17 protein-coding genes are annotated in these 19,529 nt (G+C 49.3%); all 17 read left to right on the top strand.

The features are described 5' to 3' along the window. Positions 1 to 40 precede the first annotated feature (40 nt). The 17 genes from ACUTVW_RS21925 (at position 41) to ACUTVW_RS21845 (ending at position 19,403) form a co-directional block, all read left to right on the top strand. Positions 41 to 1,690, top strand: coding sequence for an ABC transporter substrate-binding protein (locus ACUTVW_RS21925; RefSeq protein WP_445647712.1), 1,650 nt, complete (start codon positions 41 to 43; stop codon positions 1,688 to 1,690). Positions 1,691 to 1,765: 75 nt separating this feature from the next. Beyond that, a complete protein-coding gene (locus tag ACUTVW_RS21920) occupies positions 1,766 to 2,698 on the top strand; it encodes an ABC transporter permease (RefSeq protein WP_445647711.1) in 933 nt (310 codons plus the stop codon). Positions 2,699 to 2,767: 69 nt separating this feature from the next. Beyond that, positions 2,768 to 3,691 carry an ABC transporter permease gene (locus ACUTVW_RS21915; RefSeq protein ID WP_445647710.1) on the top strand — a complete coding sequence of 308 codons (924 nt, stop codon included), beginning with the start codon at positions 2,768 to 2,770 and terminating at the stop codon, positions 3,689 to 3,691. 25 nt (positions 3,692 to 3,716) lie between these two features. Then, positions 3,717 to 4,265, top strand: a complete 549-nt coding sequence (gene ssuE / locus ACUTVW_RS21910; protein ID WP_445647709.1) for an NADPH-dependent FMN reductase — start codon at positions 3,717 to 3,719, stop codon at positions 4,263 to 4,265. Positions 4,266 to 4,309: 44 nt separating this feature from the next. Continuing rightward, positions 4,310 to 5,182 carry a LysR family transcriptional regulator gene (locus ACUTVW_RS21905; protein ID WP_123064643.1) on the top strand — a complete coding sequence of 291 codons (873 nt, stop codon included), beginning with the start codon at positions 4,310 to 4,312 and terminating at the stop codon, positions 5,180 to 5,182. A gap of 71 nt (positions 5,183 to 5,253) precedes the next feature. Continuing rightward, positions 5,254 to 6,546, top strand: coding sequence for an amidohydrolase (locus ACUTVW_RS21900; protein WP_445647708.1), 1,293 nt, complete (start codon positions 5,254 to 5,256; stop codon positions 6,544 to 6,546). Between the two features lie 346 nt (positions 6,547 to 6,892). Continuing rightward, positions 6,893 to 7,759, top strand: a complete 867-nt coding sequence (locus ACUTVW_RS21895) for a diaminopimelate epimerase (protein WP_445647707.1) — start codon at positions 6,893 to 6,895, stop codon at positions 7,757 to 7,759. Between the two features lie 61 nt (positions 7,760 to 7,820). Continuing rightward, positions 7,821 to 8,621: a methyltransferase domain-containing protein gene (locus tag ACUTVW_RS21890; protein ID WP_445647706.1), complete on the top strand. Its 801-nt coding sequence runs from the start codon at positions 7,821 to 7,823 to the stop codon at positions 8,619 to 8,621. 137 nt (positions 8,622 to 8,758) lie between these two features. After that, entirely contained in the window at positions 8,759 to 10,060 is a 1,302-nt protein-coding gene (locus tag ACUTVW_RS21885; protein ID WP_445647705.1) for an opine metallophore biosynthesis dehydrogenase, read from the top strand. A 130-nt stretch (positions 10,061 to 10,190) separates the two neighbouring features. Then, entirely contained in the window at positions 10,191 to 11,849 is a 1,659-nt protein-coding gene (gene cntA, locus ACUTVW_RS21880) for a staphylopine-dependent metal ABC transporter substrate-binding lipoprotein (RefSeq protein WP_445647704.1), read from the top strand. A 12-nt stretch (positions 11,850 to 11,861) separates the two neighbouring features. Beyond that, a complete protein-coding gene (gene opp1B / locus ACUTVW_RS21875) occupies positions 11,862 to 12,794 on the top strand; it encodes a nickel/cobalt ABC transporter permease (RefSeq protein WP_445647703.1) in 933 nt (310 codons plus the stop codon). Beyond that, on the top strand, positions 12,794 to 13,690 hold the full coding sequence (cntC, locus tag ACUTVW_RS21870; protein WP_445647702.1) for a staphylopine uptake ABC transporter permease subunit CntC: 897 nt from the start codon (positions 12,794 to 12,796) through the stop codon (positions 13,688 to 13,690). Before opp1B ends, cntC begins: the two co-directional genes overlap by 1 nt. Then, the gene (gene cntD, locus ACUTVW_RS21865; RefSeq protein ID WP_445647701.1) at positions 13,671 to 14,480 is read left to right on the top strand and encodes a staphylopine uptake ABC transporter ATP-binding protein CntD; all 810 of its coding nucleotides are present in this window, start codon (positions 13,671 to 13,673) and stop codon (positions 14,478 to 14,480) included. The genes cntC and cntD overlap by 20 nt, the downstream gene beginning before the upstream one ends. After that, a complete protein-coding gene (locus tag ACUTVW_RS21860; protein ID WP_445647700.1) occupies positions 14,481 to 15,233 on the top strand; it encodes an ABC transporter ATP-binding protein in 753 nt (250 codons plus the stop codon). It abuts the gene before it with no gap. Between the two features lie 145 nt (positions 15,234 to 15,378). After that, the gene (gene cntE / locus ACUTVW_RS21855; RefSeq protein ID WP_445647699.1) at positions 15,379 to 16,572 is read left to right on the top strand and encodes a staphylopine family metallophore export MFS transporter CntE; all 1,194 of its coding nucleotides are present in this window, start codon (positions 15,379 to 15,381) and stop codon (positions 16,570 to 16,572) included. Positions 16,573 to 16,623: 51 nt separating this feature from the next. After that, positions 16,624 to 17,856: a staphylopine family metallophore export MFS transporter CntE gene (cntE, locus tag ACUTVW_RS21850; protein ID WP_445647698.1), complete on the top strand. Its 1,233-nt coding sequence runs from the start codon at positions 16,624 to 16,626 to the stop codon at positions 17,854 to 17,856. Positions 17,857 to 18,206: 350 nt separating this feature from the next. Next, positions 18,207 to 19,403 carry a GTP-binding protein gene (locus ACUTVW_RS21845; RefSeq protein WP_445647697.1) on the top strand — a complete coding sequence of 399 codons (1,197 nt, stop codon included), beginning with the start codon at positions 18,207 to 18,209 and terminating at the stop codon, positions 19,401 to 19,403. Positions 19,404 to 19,529: the final 126 nt, after the last annotated feature.

Genomic DNA, 19,529 nt, shown 5'->3' with positions numbered 1-19,529 from the left:
GCACACTAATGACACCTGTAAACACAGAGGGGGAAGCGATATGAACAGGTTGATCTCATGGACAAAAATTGTGGCATTGGCAGTAGCATTGGTGATGGTTTTGTCCGGATGCGGAGCAGCATCAGGAGGCAAAACCAGCGGTGCGGCACAAGCTTCCGCCGGCGGGGGGCAGGCTGGTAAAGCGGAAGGGGGTAACCTCACCTTTGCGCTGGCGACTTCACCAGATACGCTCGACCCGCATCGCAGCGGTCTTGCCGTAGCCGTACGAGCGATTCGCACGATCTACGACAATCTGGTGGTTCAGCTGCCCGATGGGTCTATCAAACCTTGGCTTGCCAAGGAATGGAGTGTATCGAAGGACGGCAAAAGTTATACCTTCAAGCTGCGTGAAGACGTGAAATTCCATGACGGAACCCCGTTTAACGCCGAAGCGGTGAAGTACAATCTGGATCGGGTCATCGATCCGGCCACCAAAGCTGCCAATTCCCTTGCCCTGATTAGACCTTATAGCTCCTCCGAGGTCATTGATGAATATACGATCAAAGTCAATCTGAATTCCCCTTCGCAGGCATTTCTAGGTAACCTGAGTCAGGCATTACTGGGAATCGTGTCTCCAACGGCTGCGAAGAAATATGGGGATCAACTGGGCAAAAATCCGGTAGGTACAGGTCCGTATACCTTTGTGAAATGGGATGAAAATGCGGATATTGTTGTAGCCAAAAACAAGGATTATAACTGGGGCCCGGAAACGGTCGAAAACAAAGGCGCTCCGCATATCGATACGATCACGTTTAAGATTGTACCGGAAGAAGCAACACGCATCGGAAGTGTGCAAAGCAAGCAGGTGCTTGCCGCAGAGACTGTACCACCACAAAATATCGCCGCGCTGAAAAGTGATCCGAACCAGCAATTGTTGCAGGCCAACACGGTTGGACTGCCGTATACTCTCTTTTTCAATCTGCGCAAGGCACCTTGGGATGATGTAAAAGTAAGGCAAGCGGTACAATCCGCTGTAGACATCGAGTCCATTGTGAAAACCTTATATCTGGGTAACTACGAGCGCGCATGGTCAGCATTGTCTCCAGGCATTCTCGGCTATGACAAGGCGCTTGAAGGAAGCATCACCCCGGATATCAACCGCGCGAACCAGCTACTGGATGAGCAGGGCTGGGCCAAGGGAACTGACGGGATTCGTGTGAAAGACGGGAAGAAGCTAACCCTGCGCTATGTAGATGGCTCCCCTAACCGGGAGAAACGCAATGACATTGCTGCCATCATCCAGCAACAGCTGAAACCGCTGGGCATTGCGGTGGAAGTGGTGATTACCAAAGACATTGCTACCGTGATCTATCAGAACTGGGATTATGATCTATACGGCAACAGCCAGGTCAACTCCGATCCGAACGCCTTGTATGCCTTCTATCATACCAGTGCGGAAGGGGAACGCCCGACATTATCCGGTTTGTCTGATCCCAAGATCGATCAATTGCTGGAGCAGGGAGCGGTAGAGACGGATTCGGCGAAAAGGGTAGACATCTACAGTCAGATTCAGAAATATCTCATTGAACAGGCAGTTATTTTGCCAATCTATGTATTTCCTTATACCGTGGCTGCATCCAAAAGCGTTGAAGGCATCAAGTTTGATGCACTCGGCTATCCGCTCTTTAACGATGTCCGTATTCAGCCATAATCCCAGCCACGTTATCCAGTCATAATGCCAAAACGACATACAGCCTGTTCCGTTTTCAGAAAGGAGCCATCCGGTATGATTCAGCTGATCTTGTCACGAATAGCCACATCGCTTCTCGTTATACTTGGAGCTTCGGTGCTGGTGTACTGCATCATGTATCTTCTGCCGGGTGATCCGGTTCTGTTAATGTTGGACCCGTCCTCGGCTACCCCGGAGATGATTGCCAATCTCCGGGCACAGCTTGGGCTGGATCAACCTTTTTATATCCAGTTTGCGAACTATTTTGGCGATATGCTGCGCGGGGATTTTGGTCGATCCATGGTTAACTCCGATCCGGTATTGCCGAAAATTGTAGAGCATTTCCCCGCAACACTGGCATTAACGGCACTCAGTTCGCTGATCGCCATCACCATCGGAATTACACTTGGCGTCCTGTCGGCCATTCACCGGAATGGTGTGATTGATGTTGTAGCTCGGCTCGTTGGTTTGTTCGGCATATCGATGCCAACGTTCTGGACCGGCATTCTGCTTATTCTGTTGTTTTCCGTGCAGCTCGGCTGGTTCCCGGCGATGGGTTCGGATGGATTCGGTACCTTGGTTCTTCCGGCAGCCACACTCGGACTTGTCGGTGCAGGATTTATTGTGCGGATGGTGCGTAACAGCATGCTTGAAGTGATAAATGAACCGTTTATCGTGGCTTTACGAGCCAAAGGGTTGTCTGAACGGTCCATCATGTATGGTCATGCGCTTCGTAATGCATTGATCCCCGCCGTAACGGTCATCGGTATGTTAATTGGGGATTTGCTGGCAGGAACCGTAGTGGTAGAGACGGTGTTCTCCAGACAAGGAATTGGTCGTATTATTGCCGATGCGCTGATGGCGAAGGATCTGCCGGTGGTGCAGGGTGTTGTGTTTTTTACATCCATCATCTATGTCGTGTTGAACTTGCTGGTAGACCTCTCGTATTCGTACATTGATCCTCGGGTTCGGCGGGCTGTCCGTACATGATAGAGATCAGAAACATCACATCAGGAGTATGCAAAAGCTGAAACGGCAGGAGAAGGAGGCATTAATTTTATGAGCATGAAACCTTTGACGGGTTACAAAAAGGCATGGGCAGGAAGCGCGGGGAAAGCTCGCCTGTGGAGATGGAACCGTCTGTCTTGGCAGCATCGTATTTCATCTGCAGTATCGCGGTTGTTTTTGTACACGGCGCTACTCATCGTCATCTTCACTGTGGCCTGTGCCATCGTACCTGGCTGGATCGCTCCTTATGATCCAACACAGATGATGACGGATGCCATTCTGCAGTCTCCTTCTGCTTCTCACCTGTTCGGTACAGACTATTTCGGCCGGGACATTTTCAGTGTGGTTGTGCATGGTAGCAGGGATTCTTTGCTGATCGGTTTTGCTTCCGTGCTGGTTGGCGGTCTTGTCGGCAGTACTCTTGGCATTATTGCGGGATACACAGGAGGAATCATCGATACCGTAACGATGCGTGCGGTGGATATTCTCATGGCTGTCCCAGGTGTATTGTTAGCTTTATCCGTTGCTGCGGCACTCGGGCCAGGACTGCTGAATATTGCACTGGCTGTTGCAGTAGCGTCGATACCAGGCTATGCAAGGGTGATGCGCGGTCAGGTGATGTCCGTCAAAAATCTACCCTTCATTACAGCAACACGTTCACTGGGGGGTTCCAATGCCCGCATTTTCTGGAAGCATGTCCTGCCACACTCCTTGTCTCCGCTACTTGTGATGGCAACGCTGGGTGTAGGTACATCCATCCTGACCGGGTCTGGACTTAGTTTCCTCGGGCTCGGGGTACTGAAAGAAATTCCGGATTGGGGTGCATTGCTGTCCCAAGGTAGAGGTTACTTGACGGTAGCTTGGTGGATTTGCACATTTCCGGGTCTGGCCATTACGCTGTTTGTCCTGGCTGTAAATCTGATAGGGGACGATATTCGCGACAGGCTTGATCCCAAAGTAAAAGGAGCGGCTTGACCGCTATTCCAAGGAGGAAAATAACATGTCACATGTTGTCATTATCGCCGGAACCCCGTCCAAGCGTTCACGTTTGACGGGACTCACAGATTATAGTAAACATACGTTAAGCAAGGCAGGTATTTCCGTTGAAGTGATACAGGTGGCCGATTTGCCGACTGAAGATCTGGTGCAGGCCAAGTTCGACAGTCCGGCCATTCAGGATGCACTTGCCATTGTCGATGCAGCAGATGCCGTTATTGTGGCTACTCCTGTATATAAGGCTGCCTATTCGGGTGTACTCAAACTGTTTCTTGACCTGATTCCACAAGAAGGACTACGGGATAAGGTGACCCTCCCCCTGGTTATTGGCGGTTCGATTGCACATTTGCTCGCCATTGATTATGCATTGAAGCCGGTACTCACCGCACTCGGCGGACGCCATATTCTTGGCGGTGTATACGCAGTAGATCAGGCGATTGAACGCAATGAGGACGGAACATTCACACTTGCGGAAGACATTAACGCCCGTCTGGATCGGTCTCTGGAAGAATTAAGATTGACACTGGAAAAGGATGGTACTACGATAACCTAAAACCAAGTAATTTTATAGGAAAATAAGTGGATGCGGAGGCGCCTATGAATATAGAGAACATTGAAGCGTTTGTATATATCAATCATTACGGAAGCTTCAATAAGGCAGCTGAAGTACTCTTCTTGTCCCAGCCTTCGGTTACAGCACGTATTCAGTCACTCGAAAGGGAGCTGGGATGCAAGCTGTTTGACCGATTAGGCAAGCAGATTGTGCTGACGGATGAAGGACGCAAATTTTTGCCGTATGCACAGCAGGTGCTTCAAGTGATCCAGAAGGGTAAACAAAAAATTCAGCAGCGGAGAACAACACCTGAGGCGCTGCGCCTCGGAAGTACCGTGTCGGTGTCCAATTATGTCATCCCCGATTTTCTGCCCCGAATCAAGGAGTCGTACCCCGAAGTCAACATCAAACTGACAACAGCAACAACGGATCAATTGATTGCCAAGCTGCTTGGTCAGGAGATTGATCTGGCGTTTGTACGCAAGGTCATGCACCCTGCGATCCGTACCGTTGCTTTTTACGAAGATCCGATACAGCTATACGTGTACAGGGGGCACCCTTTCATTGAAAGCGGACATGTCAGCATGGAGGCAATTCGGAATGAACAACTGGTGTTTTTCGAATGTGGCTCACTGGACTGGCTTCGGATTCACCGGGCCTTCGACTCCCTGGAGTATCCGCCGGATATTACATACCATGTCGATAATTCGGAAACAGCGAAAAAACTGGTTATGCAAGGAGCTGGCATTGCTTTTCTCCCGGGGTTAACGGTGAAGAAAGAGGTACAGCGTCAGGAACTGTTCCCGATTCAAGTCCACGAGGTGGCAGGTGTGTCGCTACAGATCAGTGTGGTGACCTTAAAAGAAGAATATTCGCCATTTGCAGAGCCTTTTGGAGAACTGCTACGGCAACTATAGATGGAATGACAATGCGAAGCAGATTTCACCGTTATAAATCGGATAAATGAAGCTTGAAAGGAGGGCCAAGAATGAAAAGTGAGCTGGAGCAGACGAGAGGGCAGCTTGTGCAACGGGGGGAAGAGCAACAGCAAGTGGAGCAGAGAGTGCAACAGAGAGTGCAACAGGAAGCAGCGCAGACTTTGGATCACCAACATGGGTTGCCATGTGTACAAGATACGGAACAAGAGAAGGAATTCGTGGCACATTTGGTCACAATTCGGCGGCATCTGCATCGCAACCCCGAGCTTTCTGGTGAGGAAAAGGAAACGACAGCAGCCATTCGCAGTTGGCTGGAAGAAGAAGGTGTGCACCTTGCCGACGAGTATAAACTGCGGACAGGACTTGTAGCTGAGGTTGGGCAGGGAAACGGCCCTGTCATTGCGCTGCGAGCGGACATCGATGCCTTGCCGATTCAGGAGGAAACCAAGTTGGAGTTTGCTTCACAGATCGCGGGGCGAATGCATGCATGCGGGCACGATGCGCACACCGCTATTTTGATTGGAGCAGCACGGTTGCTGAAACAGCGTGAGTCCAGTTTGCCCGGTAAAATTCGATTGATTTTTCAGCCTTCAGAAGAAAAGGCAACAGGTGCGCGGCAAGTCATTCAGAGCGGCGCGCTCGCCAATGTTCAGGCTATATTTGGTTTACACAACAAACCGGATCTGCGAGTAGGCACAGTGGGGATTCGCGAAGGTGCATTGATGGCGGCGGCTGATGGATTTATCGTTCAAGTGCAGGGGGTGGGTACCCATGCGGCTGTGCCTGAGGCAGGCATCGATCCGATTGTGGTTGCTGCCCATATCGTCACCGCATTGCAGTCCATTGTCAGCCGGAATGTAGGGGCTCAGGAAAGTGCTGTACTCAGCGTTACGAAAATAAACAGCGGTACGGCTTGGAACGTTATTCCGGAGGAAGCGATACTTGACGGCACAGTACGCACATTTGACGAGAAGGTACGCGCCCGTATCCGTGAACGTTTCAACCAGGTCGTAGCTGGTGTGGCTGCAGCCTATGGCACAACGGCGACAGTACGCTGGATTCAGGGGCCGCCTGCTGTGGTCAATGATGCATCACTGGCATTGGACGCAGAACAAGTCGTGAGTGAACTTGGGTTGAATCATGTCAGACCGCTGCCTTCGCCGGCAGGAGAGGATTTTTCCTTTTATCAAAAAGAAGTGCCCGGGCTCTTCCTATTTCTCGGGACATCGGGGCCGCATGAGTGGCATCATCCGGGCTTTGATGTAGATGAGCAGGCACTGCCGATTGGTGCACATCTGCTGGCAGGGCTGGCTGAACAGGCTTTGAAACGTCTGCAAGCCTAAATGGCAGTGATGTTGAAAAAAAAGTTGGAGTTATAATTTAAATTCAACATGTATTTTTATTCTCGATCTATCATATTTGCTTCAGAGCTGGCGCTAGTCGTCAGCTCTTTTTTTGTTTTATTTTCAAAAGAATCTGGGAATCCGCCAGAACTTTTCAGTTATTCTACCACCAAAGTGTACGCATGAAATCTGGTTGTTCAACAGGTATAGATGGAAATATTTGTTGACGACCCCCAATGAGTGTGCTATATTTTTCTCGTCCTTTAATCGTAATAATTACTATTAATGTCGAAATATGCAACGGAGAAGTTCAATTCGAATCTAAAGAACAGGAGCCGCTGTCGCGATGAAACAAGAGATTGATTTTATCAAATGTAATCCGACACAAAATATGACTCTTCTGGTGAGAACGGATCACGCATCCGAACATTACAGTGATATCGCTTCCAGCCTGATGTCCTATGATCACGTTTACGCCGAACAAGTCGGGTTCATCAAGCAGCCACGAAGGCCAGAAGCCGTTGCCCGTCTGGAGATGGCAGGAGGAGAGTTTTGTGGCAATGCTTGTATGGCGCTGGCAGCCCATATTGCATCAGAAGCAGGGCTGGAGAAGCAAGCTTCCATGAATATCATGCTGGATGTTTCAGGCACAGAGCGCTTGATCAGCTGTCAGGTGAAGCGGCGAGAGCATCGGTATGATTGCCGGGTTACGATGCCTGTTCCCGAGAAGATCGAGCGGCGGAAGATTACGTTTGAAGGTATGGAGCTGGAGATGGTCATTGTCCGGTATGCCGAATTCATTCATATCGTGATTGAAGTGCAACACGTTGATGACCTGATGAAGCGAAAGGCAGAACACCTTGCACGGTTACTGGGACTCACGATGGGAGACAAAATGATCGGTGTGTTGTTATATCACCCTGCTACGCTAGAGATGGCGCCCCTCATTTATGTCCCGCAGCTGGATAGCCTGATCTGGGAGAGAGGGTGCGGATCAGGTACAGCCTCTGTAGGCGCTTATCAGGCCTGGCTTAGACAGAGCGAAGTCACCCAGTTGGTCAAGCAACCTGGAGGTGCAATTAATGTGACCGCTCAGTGGGGAAGCCAAGGGGTGAAGGCCATTACGATTGAGGGAACTGTTGGCATCGTTGCCTATGGCACGGCTTTTATTGATACCTTACAGGAGCAGAGCAGGAGCGTTGTAGAGGTCTGAGCAGGTACCTGAGACTGAGATGTATGATGGTTGACCATGACAAGGTGTAGGAGGAGAGGTAATGATCACGTTGATCCACTTGGAAACGAGACTACGTGTTTTTGCCGAACAATTTGGCAAGCTTGCAGTCAGATATGATCAGACGCTTGAGCACAGCGCGGAACTGGAAGCGGTGATTAATGAGTACTCACGGTTTGTGACCGACCCTGATCACAAGATCGCTTGGGACATGTTGAGGCAAGCAGAACTGGAGCAGCTTGATCCGTTAGTTCAAGCGCTAAGACAAAAGTCCGCTCAGTGCGTCGCGATTATGGAGAAATATCGGGCATTGAAGCTGCAGGATGGAGAAGTGCAGATTGCGGATTATTTTAAAAATATCGAAGAGTGCATCGACAAAGAGTTTGGCAGCTTTCAGGTGATGCCTGACTCTAAAGTGCTACTGGTGGGTTCCGGTTCGTTTCCGATGACCCCTTTGCTGATCGCTAAACGTACCGGAGCCGAGGTCGTTGGCATTGATATTGACGCAGAGGCGATTACGCTGGGGAGAAAAGTTATAGAGAAGCTCGGTGCTGGCTTGAACATTCGTTTAGAGCAGCAACTGCTGGAGGATCTGGCGTATACCCGACAGGCGACACATATTATTTTCAGCTCCACGGTGGCTAACAAGTATGACTTGCTCGATCAATTATATGCGCTGACCAATGAACAAGTCGTTGTAGCTATGCGGTACGGCAATGAGTTGAAATCACTGTTTAATTATCCTATGAAAGAGACGGATGACAGCAAGTGGAGGTTGGCAGACAACATTTTGCGCCCACATGATGTGTTTGATATCGCATTGTATCAGAAGGCATTTAGGTAAAGGCTGATCGTAACTTCATAGAGGGATTGATTTTTGTTTCCATTCGTGTAATTAAGATAGCCTTGAGTTCGGTATCGCATAAAATTTTTACTATGTGCAAGTACGTAAAGTTTGTATTGGTTAACAGGGAGGTATATATGAGCGGCGTTGAAAGAGTCCTGTTATGCGGCACTGGCCCGGCATCTGTTCAGCTTGCGGTAACCTTGAAAATACATCTGGGCTGTCACGTGGGTATGGCGGGAAGGGAATCGGTGCGATCAGCATCGTTCTTTGCATCACTCGAACAGAGCCAGCAACAGGTTCAAGTGACGATTCAAAATGAGAAGCATCGACCTTTGGCAGGGAGCTGTACGGTGGATCAGGTGTTTAGAGGATACAACACCCTAGAAGGGGAGTGGGATACGCTGATTTTGGCTGTCACCACCGATGCCTATATCGATGTATTACAGCAAATCGATAACCAATTCATGAAACAACTGAAATTCGTTATTTTAGTATCTCCAACTTTTGGTTCCAGCCTTCTGGTGAGCGAGTATATGCTTGAGCGGAATGCAACCCCGGAAATCATCAGTTTCTCCACCTATCTGGGGGATACCCGCTGGATGCACGAACAACCATCAAATGTGGTCATCACAACAGGGGTCAAAAGAAAGGTTTATATTGGTTCCACCGCTCCTTCTTCAACCTATGTACAGCAATTAAGCGAGTTATTCGAGCGGTTGCATATTTCACTCGCTGTCATGTCTTCCCCACTGGAAGCCGAAACGAGAAATATTTCGTTGTACGTTCATCCACCATTGTTTATGAATGACTTTTCGTTAGGAGCCATTTTTGGCGAACAAGGTGTACAAAAATATGTTTACAAGCTGTATCCCGAAGGGCCGATTACACCTGCGCTGATTCGTAGGATGAGGGCACAGTGGCAGGAGATTCGGCAGATTACAGACAGACTTCATATTCGGGGCGTAAACCTGCTGAAGTTCATGACCGATGACAATTATCCGGTGCGATTAGAGAGTTTATCTCGTCAGGATATCGAGCAATTTGATCAATTCGAGGCCCTGCATCAGGAGTTTTTATTATACATACGGTACGCCTCATTATTGATTGATCCGTTCTCGGAGCCGGATGCTGCCGGCACATATTTTGACTTCTCCGCGGTTCCGTTCCGCCGTATATTTATAAACCGCGAGGGAGAGCTTGACGTTCCGAGAATGCCCAAGGAAGATTATTACCGCATCAAAATCATTCAGGGCATCGCCAGACATGTGAATGTCGACTGTCCAACGATAGATCATTTCATTGCCACATATGAAGCAAAGCTTCAGGAAGTGACGCGTACACATCCAGATCAGCGCCTGTCGACCGCGTTTGTGATCCAGTCGTTTGGGCAGGATGTTCGCATGATCTGTAACAGACTTACTGGCAGTAAGGTCTAGTTATATCTGAAGAAGCAGAGTCAAAAGTTTTCTGAAAGAAAGCCGTATTGCGAGATGGTACTGCAATCGAAGTGGCATGGAGTAACAAGCAATGATCTGCTTGAATCTTATTTGTTTATCAGGGGGAACTATGGTGAGAAAAAGGCATACTTTTACACGCATTATAACAATGGTCGCTGTCATTACGATGATATCGGGTTGTGCTCAGCGTGCCACAAAGGAAAATACCGAAGCGGCATCATCAGTCGGTAGGATCAATAATGAAATTATCTATGCTTCCGCGAAAGATATTAATGATATGAATCCACATCTATACACAGGCTCGATGCCTGCACAGGGAATGGTGTATGAATCTCTGGTCGAGAACACGGCTGAGGGAATCAAACCCTTGCTGGCTGAATCATGGGACATCTCCAAGGACGGCAAAACGTACACCTTTCATCTGCGCAAAGGGGTGAAGTTCCATGACGGCGAGCCCTTTAACGCCGAAGCGGTCAAACAGAATATCGAAGCGGTTCAGGCCAATGCCGAGAAACATGCCTGGATCAAGCTCTCCACGAAGCTGAAGGATGTCAAAGTGAAGGATGAATACACCGTGGAGTTGGTTCTGTCAGATGCCTATTATCCGACACTCGTGGAGTTGTCCATGACCAGGCCTTACGTCTTCATCTCCCCAAAGGATTTCAACAATGGTGGAACCAAGGACGGAGTGAACGGTTTCCATGGAACTGGGCCGTACAAGTTGATAGGGCATAAGGTCGAAGAAAATGCCACCTTTGAAGCCAATACGGAATACTGGGGCGGTGTACCTGCCATTCAGAAAATCACGGCCAAAGTGCTTCCCGCTGGAGAAACGACCTATTTGGCGCTGCAAAAAGGCGAAATCAACTTTGTCTTCACGGATGACCGCGGGGCAGACAGCATTGACGTAGAAGCGATGGATCAGCTCGCCGCATCCGGCGAGTATCAAGTGGTGCGAAGTGATGCAATGAACACGGCGATGATTGTCGCCAATAGCAGTAAGCAGAACAGCCCGGTTCATGAAAAAGCGGTGCGGGAAGCGTTATGGATCGGTATCGACCGGGAGACGATCAGCAAGGATATTTTTAATGGCACGCAGACGGTAGCGAGTACGTTGTTTTCATCGAATGTGAACTACGCCAATGTCGATCTAAAGGTTCGAACGTATGATCCGGAAGCAGCCAAACGTCTGCTGGATCAGGCAGGCTGGACTTTGGCAGAGGGCAAGACGGTGCGTACAAAGAACGGCCAACCCTTAGCGATGAAACTGTATTATGACAGCAACTCGTCCTCTCAGAAAATGCAGGCGGAGTTCATCCAATATGCGATGAAAGAGATCGGTATGGAACTGGATCTGACAGGCGAGGAGTCCGCCTCCATTGCGAACCGAAGAGCGACCGGGGAATATGACCTGTTGTTCAACCAGACCTGGGGACTAGCGTATGACCCGCAGAGCACCATCGCCGCGTTTACATCGGATTCGGCGTACAAACATACAACAAGTGGCATCGCCGAAGCGGATGAACTGTATCGGAAAATTGATCAGGTGATGAGCTCGACCGCCGACGATGACTCAACAACCGCATCTCGACATGGAGAATCGAGAAAAGCACTTTATGCGGATATTTTAAAAATAGTACATGATGAAGCGGTGTTCATCCCGCTTACGAACGGGCGTGTCACCATTGTTGCTCCGAAACGTCTGCAAGGCATAACCTTTAAACAGACACAGTATGAATTGCCGTTTGAAAAGATGAAATTCGAGTAGAGGGGGAGGGATATGGGAAGTTATATTGCCAAACGACTGCTGCTGACCATCCCTTTACTGGTCGTTATTTCGTTGATTACTTTTCTGTTGATCAATCTCTCTCCACTCGACCCGGCAGTCGTTGTCCTGCAGGCTCAGGATGTACCGCAGATCACCGATGAACTGATCGCTCAAACGAATGAAGCGCTGGGTTTGAACCAGCCTTTCTTCGTTCGTTATATGGACTGGATGGCGGCCGTTGTACAGTTTGACTTCGGATATTCTTACGTGTCCGGTGAGTCGGTGTGGTCTTTAATCGGGCCGGCTTTACTGAATACGTTAAAGCTTACGCTGGTATCATCCGTCTTCATCATCTTGTTATCCATATTACTTGGCGTACTATGTGCTTTGAAAGAAGGGAAGCTGCTGGATCAATCGGTCAGAGGTGTTTCCTTTTTCCTGACAGCGATGCCTTCTTATTGGCTGGCGTCCATTCTGATCTGGTATTTTTCGGTGAAACTAGACCTGCTGCCGACCAGTGGCATGGATTCTTATCGTAGTTACATTCTGCCTGTGCTGGTGATCACGGTCAGTTATACGGGCATTTATTTTCGGACGGTACGCAGTGCGATGCTGAGCAACATGAATGAGGATTATGTGTTATATGCGCGAGCGAGCGGCCTTAGCGAGCGGAAAGTTATGCAGCACATCCTGCGTAACTCCCTGCAAGTCGCGGTGTCCATCTTTTGCATGGCGATTCCGATTGTACTGGGCAGTACCGTTGTTATTGAAAATGTATTTGCGTGGCCGGGGCTTGGCCGGCTAAGTGTAAAGTCGATTCTGAGCCGGGATTTTCCGATCATTCAGGCCTATGTGCTTATTTTGGCGGTAACTTTTGTGGTATTTAACATGCTTTCGGACATGATCAATGCCGCCCTGAATCCTCGTTTAAGAAAGGAAATCTGATGCGACTATTCAAAAATCTGAGCCGTAACAAACTCGCCGTGACCTCTCTTGCCGTTATTGTCGTGACCCTTGTTCTGGGGATCTGTGCACCTCTCGTTGCACCTCATGACCCTGGAGCCGTCAACATGAAACTACGCTATGCCTCACCTTCCTGGCCTTATCTGTTAGGCAATGATCACCTTGGCCGATGTGTCTTATCCAGACTGATCTACGGTATCCGTCCGAGTGTGTTATGGGTGCTGGCGGCACTTGGTTTCTCGGTACTGATCGGTGCGGCGGCGGGATTTGCCGCAGGGTATTTCAAAGGTAAAGTGGATGCGTGGTTGATGCGAATCTGTGACATTATGCTGTCTTTTCCCGGGTATGTGATGACGCTGGCGGTGATTGGTATTTTGGGGGCGGGACTGGAAAATATTCTGATCGCCTTTGTCTGCATGAAATGGGCCTGGTTTGCGCGTGTCATTCGTACTTCCGTGATGCAGTTCTCGGACATGGATTATGTGAAATTCGCCAAAGCTTCCGGCATACCCAGTTGCACGATTATTACACGTCACATCATTCCGGTAACCTTTGCCGATATGGCGGTAATCTCCAGTGGTGCAATGTGTTCCATGATGCTTCAGGTGTCGGGGTTATCCTTCCTTGGTCTGGGCATTCAGGCACCCCATGCAGAGTGGGGCATGATGCTGAATGAAGCGAGAGAAGTCATGTTTTCCAGACCTGAATTGATGCTTGCACCGGGGCTTGCGATCATTGTTGTGGTGTCGGCTTTTAATTTTTTATCAGATGCACTTCAGGTAGCGTTGGACCCGAAATTAATGACCTCTTCAGGCAAGCTGCACAAGACTCAAGACAGAGAGGTGAGAAAGGCAGCCTATGAATATAGTCGAGGTTGAACACCTGAAGGTGTGGGATACCCATACCAATCAGGCCATTATTCATGACAGTTCATTTACGGTGCGGCAGGGGAGTTGCATGGCGATTGTCGGGGAGAGCGGTAGCGGTAAATCGGTCACATGCAGAGCTCTGATGCGGCTGAATAAGCTTAATATGCGCCAATCGGGAAAGATGCTGTTTCAGGGCGAAGACTTAAATCAGCTTTCGGAACAGGAGATGCGGCATCGAAGAGGCAGGCAGCTGTGTATGATTTTACAGCATGGCATGAGTGCATTTGATCCCTCCTGTGTGATCGGTGTGCATATCCGGGAGACATTGCAGACGCATTATCGCTGGAACACCCGTGAACTGGAGCGTAGAATGCATCAGGCGATGGAGAGTATTATGCTTCGAAAGCCCGTTGATATTCTAAACAAATATCCACATCAATTGTCGGGCGGCATGTTGCAACGAATCATGATTGCGCTCGCTCTTGTGCTGGAGCCGGATCTGATTATTGCAGATGAGCCAACCACAGCACTGGACACGATCTCCCAATATGAAGTGCTGGAGCAACTGATCCAGCTGCGTGAACGTATGGGCTGCTCCATGATCTTTATCTCCCATGATCTCGGCGTTGTGCAGAAAATTGCGGATGATGTGATGGTCATGAAAGACGGAAAAATTGTCGAGCAGGGAGCCATGCAGTCTGTTTTGCAAGAGCCCACACATGCGTATACCCGTTATCTCGTATCTACCCGGCTGGAACTGAGCAATCATTTCAACGCATTGATGCAGGAGGGATCATAGATGCTAACGGTAGATAAGGTTGAGAAATCATATGTGCAGGGCGGATTATTCTCGAAGCATCGGCAGCAGGTGTTGAAAAAGGTGACTTTGGAATGCCGGCATGGTGAATGCCTTGGCATTATCGGCGAAAGCGGCAGCGGCAAATCCACACTGGGTCGGTTGATGCTGGGGCTGGAAAGCCCGGATCGCGGCGCCATCCGGCTGGAGGGAAAAGACGTGAAAGATCGGCGCGTGCGGATGGGCCGCATCAGCGCGGTTTTTCAAAACTACACCTCCTCGATTAATCCTTTTCTTACGGTGCAGGAAGCGATTATGGAGCCGATGAAGGCACTCCAAAAGTCAGGACAAGGACAGCAGATTCATACCAAAGTGGATACGCTACTTAACCAAGTTGGATTGGACTCGTCGTACCGGCTCAAGTATCCGCATGAGCTGTCCGGTGGGGAAGCACAGCGAGTTTGCATCGCGAGAGCGGTCTCGACAGAGCCGCAGTACCTTGTGCTGGACGAAGCCGTTAGCTCGCTCGATGTGTCGGTTCAGATTCAGGTTTTGCAGTTGCTGAAATCATTGAAAAACCTGTACAAGATGAGTTATGTCTTCATTACGCATGATATTCAGGCGGCTGCCTATATTTGCGACAGGTTTGTTTTTTTCAGAGAAGGTCAGGTTGAAGAAACGGTTTCGGTTGAACAGTTAAAACATGTGCAGTCCGATTATGCTCAACAATTGTTGAGCCATCTCATTTCACTATAGCGTGGGGAAGCGGGAGGGATGTTTATGTATGTAGCCCGGGAAACCGTCTTGAGTTAAAGGCAAAGGAGCATTCCCGGTGAAAGCGGGAGGAGCCGCCTATGTGTGTAAGTTGGGAGAGCATTATAAGTAAGGGGGAACATTTGTTGTGAGTGGGGCAATGTCTTGGCCTTTTTTGCGTTTGTACATTTTGGTGCTTCTCTACTTCAGTGCCAATGCCATTCTTAATGTGATTATTCCGTTGCAGGGGGCATTCCTCGGTGCGAGCAGTACAACGATTGGGCTGATTATGGGTGCGTATATGTTTACCACGATGTTTTTCAGACCGTGGGCAGGTAAAATGATTCAAAAGCACGGGCCGATCAAAATGCTGCGGATCATTCTGATTATCAATGGATTTGCGCTGATTTTCTACACGTTTACAGGACTTGGCGGTTATCTGATTGCCCGTATTTTGCAAGGCATATCGACGGCCTTTTTTTCCATGGCGCTACAGATGGGCATCATTGATGCATTGCCGGAGAAGGACCGCTCTCAGGGCATCTCCTATTATTCGCTGTTCAGTTATATTCCGGGCATTGTTGGCCCGGTGCTTGCTTTGGCCATTTGGCAGACCGGAGGAATGGATTCTTTTACAGTAGTATTGATTGGGATCGCGGTCTGTACGGGGGTCTTCGGCTATACTGCCAAGATGGAACAAAATAAGGAAGGGTCGCAGGTCGCTGCAGAGGCATCCGGGCAAAACGCGAGCATGTGGGAGTCCTTCGGACAGCTGGTGAAAAATCCATTGTTGTTCCGCTGCAGTGTGCTGATGCTGAGTGCATCGGTTGTATTTGGCGCGGTCACTACCTTTATTCCGCTGTATGCGAGTCAGGTTCCAAGTGGCAATGCTGGCGTATATTTGATGTTGCAGGCGGGTACAGTGGTGCTCGCCAGGATTGCACTCCGCAAACGGATTCCTTCGGACGGGAAGTGGCATTCACCATTTATCATGACCACGATGTTGTTGCTGGCGGTTGCGGCACAGTGTGTGAGTTTTTCCGTTACCGGAGGCATGATCTTCTTTTATTCGGGCGCTGTTCTGATGGGGATTGCTCAAGCGATTTTGTATCCAACACTTACAACTTATCTGTCTTTTGTTTTGCCTCAGGTAAATCGAAATATATTGTTGGGTTTATTTATTGCGACAGCCGATTTGGGCATTTCGCTGGGCGGTGTGGTCATGGGGCCGATCGCTGACATGTCTTCCTATTCATTTATGTACATGATCTGTGCTATTCTAGGAGCGGTGATGATCGTTTTTGCCTACGAACGGCGTAAAGCGGCTACCATAACCTCATAAGCTGACGGCCAGGGAACGTGGGTACGTGTTAGAGAAAGCAGGTATGAACGATTGAAATCTTCTATAACGACAACATCCAGTGGAAAATTAAACCCGGTATCGTTTTCCTTTATCGGGTTTTACATACTGGCTTTTTTATTTTTTGCGGCGAATGCGGCGTTGACGATTATTTTGCCTTTGCGAAGTGAAGCTGCCGGGTTAAACCAGGCTGAAATTGGTCTGATGATGGGCAGTTACATGTTTACCTGTATGCTGCTGCGACCATTTGCGGCACAGATGCTGGGCAAGCATGGGCCGCTTCGGGTCATGCGATGGCTGCTGATGTTACATGCGGCGACGTTGCTGCTGTTTATCGTATCCGGGGTGGACACGTATCTGTGGTTGCGAGCATTGCAGGGCGTGGCGACCGCATTTTTCTCGATGACGATGCAGGCGGGGATTGTGGAGAGACTGGAGGATAAGGATCGTGCGCAAGGGCTTGCGATGTACACCCTGTTTACGATGGTGCCCTCGCTGGTGATCCCGATTCTGGCCGTGCAAATCTGGCAAAATGCCAGCGAACTAGCGTTTACGCTGTTGATGATTGGACTGGCAGCACTACCCCTGTTGCTCGGGTACAAGGTGGATTTGCCGCAGAGCACGGTGCAGAACAAAACGTATACGCTGGGGGATATGCTGCGCTCGTTCAGCGGCATCTGGCGCAGTACACCACTGCTCGTTAGCAGTGTGGTGATGCTGTTTGCCTCTTGTGTGTTTGGTGCGACAGCGACCTTTCTTCCGCTCTATATGGTATCGACTGGAGTGGCGAGCGCGGGGATTTTTTTGACGATTCAGGGTCTTGTGGTGATCCTGTGCCGATTTATTTTGCGCAAAAAAATACCGTCAGACGGTAGCTGGAATACATGGCTTATGGCAGGCCTGATGTTATCTGCGGCGCTGGGGACACAGTTGCTTAGCCTGATGGATATGCTAGGGCCATTTGTGTATATTTCTGCGGTATTTAGCGGTTTTGCGCTGGCGTTGCTGTATCCGACCCTGACCACGTATTTGTCATTTGTGCTGCCTGCGGATTCGAGGTATGTGCTTATGGGCATCTTTATGTCCTCGTATGATCTCGGTTTTTCACTGGGCGGACTGGCGATGGGCGTTGTGGTGCAGATCAGCTCTTATTCCGTGATGTTTACGGTTTGTACGGTGCTCTCTGTTACAGCATTGATCGTCGTAGTGTTATTCAGACAACGGATGGAAGCCGGGAATAAGTCTATTATTACGCCAGTGAGTTGAGTTGGAAGGCAGAAGGATAGACAAAGGTACGGTGTAGATTTAGATAAAGGCACAGGAGAAGGTAAAGGAAGCGGTACTGGTAGCTAGCAATAGGGTTATATAAAAAGAGCTAGAGATGAAGAGATACAGCTAAAGAGTTACAGGTAAGGCTTATGGGTTCTTCTGCGAAGCGCATCACGAATGCGAAAGTGGAGGGAATTCATAAGCTTTTTTCATTATTTTTTTGTACGAGACACGAAAAAAGATTTGACATCGGCGCCAAGCAGGATTATAGTCATTGTTGTTAATCGTAATAATTACTATTAAAATAAAAGTCCACAGATGGACTGTACTTATAAGGAGTAGATCATATGACACAAAAGCAAATACCGGTGACCGTTCTCAGCGGTTACCTTGGGTCAGGCAAAACAACGGTTCTAAATCATGTGCTGCACAATCGCCAAGGGCTGAAAGTCGCTGTGATCGTGAACGACATGAGTGAGGTCAACATGGATGCGGCGATGGTGAAAGGGGAGGCCACACTCTCCCGTACCGAAGAGAAACTGGTGGAAATGTCCAACGGCTGCATCTGCTGCACTCTTCGTGATGATCTGATGCAGGAGATCGAAAAGCTGGTGAACGAAGGCAAGTATGACTACATCCTGATCGAGTCGACTGGGATTAGCGAACCTGTTCCGGTGGCACAGACATTTACATACGCCGATGAAGAGACAGGTATCGATCTGACACGTCTGGCGAAGCTGGATTGTCTCGTGACTGTAGTTGACGCTAACCGTTTCTGGCATGATTATGCCTCGGGACAAAGCTTGCTGGATCGGAATCAGGCAACTGGAGATGAGGATACTCGTGATGTGGTGGATTTGCTCATTGATCAGATCGAAACCTGTGATGTGTTGCTGCTGAACAAGTGTGACCTTGTGGAAGAGGCAGAGCTTCACAAACTGGAGGGCATTATCCGCAAGTTGCAGCCGAGTGCCAAAATCATTCGTACGGTGAATGGACAGGTGAACCCGGTGGAGATTTTGAATACGGGACGGTTTGATTTTGAGAAAGTGAGCATGTCGGCCGGGTGGATTCAGGAGTTGGAAAAAGAGTCCCACACGCCAGAGACCGAAGAATACGGTATCGGATCATTTGTATATCGCCGCAGGAAACCGTTTCATCCTTCCCGTCTGGCTGAATTTATGAGCTACTGGCCGGAGGAGGTTGTGCGTGCCAAAGGGCTGGTATGGCTTGCGGCTGACGGAGATGTGGCTGCCAGTCTGAGTCAGGCTGGGCCATCCATCCAGTTCGGGCCTGCCGGGCATTGGGTTGCCGCGCTGCCGGAAGCGGACAAGCAGGAGATTTTGAGGACAGAGCCTGATGTGCTTGCAAAATGGGATGCCGAGTGGGGCGATCGCCAAACGGAATTGGTCATGATCGGCATAGATATGGAGTGTTCCATCATCGAGGATGAACTGGATCAATGTCTGCTCAGCGATGAAGAGATGCTGGCAGATTGGGGACATTTTGAAAATCCTTTACCGTGGCCTGTCGAGGTTATGTAAGAGAGGCTTGACGGTGTAAGGAAAGCTAGGCTGGAGGTAGGAGCTATAGGTGATCTAGGCGTTACAGTAGGACAACCTTATGGAGTTAGCGGGTCGAGATACTTTTCATACATCATCAAAAAATTT

This window comes from Paenibacillus sp. TSA_86.1, from assembly GCF_052691815.1.
Note: the sequence above shows the minus strand (reverse complement) of the source record. Positions and strands in the feature narration are given on the sequence as shown.

Excerpts from the sequence above, each read along its gene's own strand:
- ACUTVW_RS21925 (WP_445647712.1), top strand. The coding sequence starts at position 41 with ATGAACAGGTTGATCTCATGGACAAAAATTGTGGCATTGGCAGTAGCA.
- ACUTVW_RS21920 (WP_445647711.1), top strand. The coding sequence starts at position 1,766 with ATGATTCAGCTGATCTTGTCACGAATAGCCACATCGCTTCTCGTTATA.
- ACUTVW_RS21915 (WP_445647710.1), top strand. The coding sequence starts at position 2,768 with ATGAGCATGAAACCTTTGACGGGTTACAAAAAGGCATGGGCAGGAAGC.
- ssuE (WP_445647709.1), top strand. The coding sequence starts at position 3,717 with ATGTCACATGTTGTCATTATCGCCGGAACCCCGTCCAAGCGTTCACGT.
- ACUTVW_RS21905 (WP_123064643.1), top strand. The coding sequence starts at position 4,310 with ATGAATATAGAGAACATTGAAGCGTTTGTATATATCAATCATTACGGA.
- ACUTVW_RS21900 (WP_445647708.1), top strand. The coding sequence starts at position 5,254 with ATGAAAAGTGAGCTGGAGCAGACGAGAGGGCAGCTTGTGCAACGGGGG.
- ACUTVW_RS21895 (WP_445647707.1), top strand. The coding sequence starts at position 6,893 with ATGAAACAAGAGATTGATTTTATCAAATGTAATCCGACACAAAATATG.
- ACUTVW_RS21890 (WP_445647706.1), top strand. The coding sequence starts at position 7,821 with ATGATCACGTTGATCCACTTGGAAACGAGACTACGTGTTTTTGCCGAA.
- ACUTVW_RS21885 (WP_445647705.1), top strand. The coding sequence starts at position 8,759 with ATGAGCGGCGTTGAAAGAGTCCTGTTATGCGGCACTGGCCCGGCATCT.
- cntA (WP_445647704.1), top strand. The coding sequence starts at position 10,191 with ATGGTGAGAAAAAGGCATACTTTTACACGCATTATAACAATGGTCGCT.
- opp1B (WP_445647703.1), top strand. The coding sequence starts at position 11,862 with ATGGGAAGTTATATTGCCAAACGACTGCTGCTGACCATCCCTTTACTG.
- cntC (WP_445647702.1), top strand. The coding sequence starts at position 12,794 with ATGCGACTATTCAAAAATCTGAGCCGTAACAAACTCGCCGTGACCTCT.
- cntD (WP_445647701.1), top strand. The coding sequence starts at position 13,671 with ATGAATATAGTCGAGGTTGAACACCTGAAGGTGTGGGATACCCATACC.
- ACUTVW_RS21860 (WP_445647700.1), top strand. The coding sequence starts at position 14,481 with ATGCTAACGGTAGATAAGGTTGAGAAATCATATGTGCAGGGCGGATTA.
- ACUTVW_RS21845 (WP_445647697.1), top strand. The coding sequence starts at position 18,207 with ATGACACAAAAGCAAATACCGGTGACCGTTCTCAGCGGTTACCTTGGG.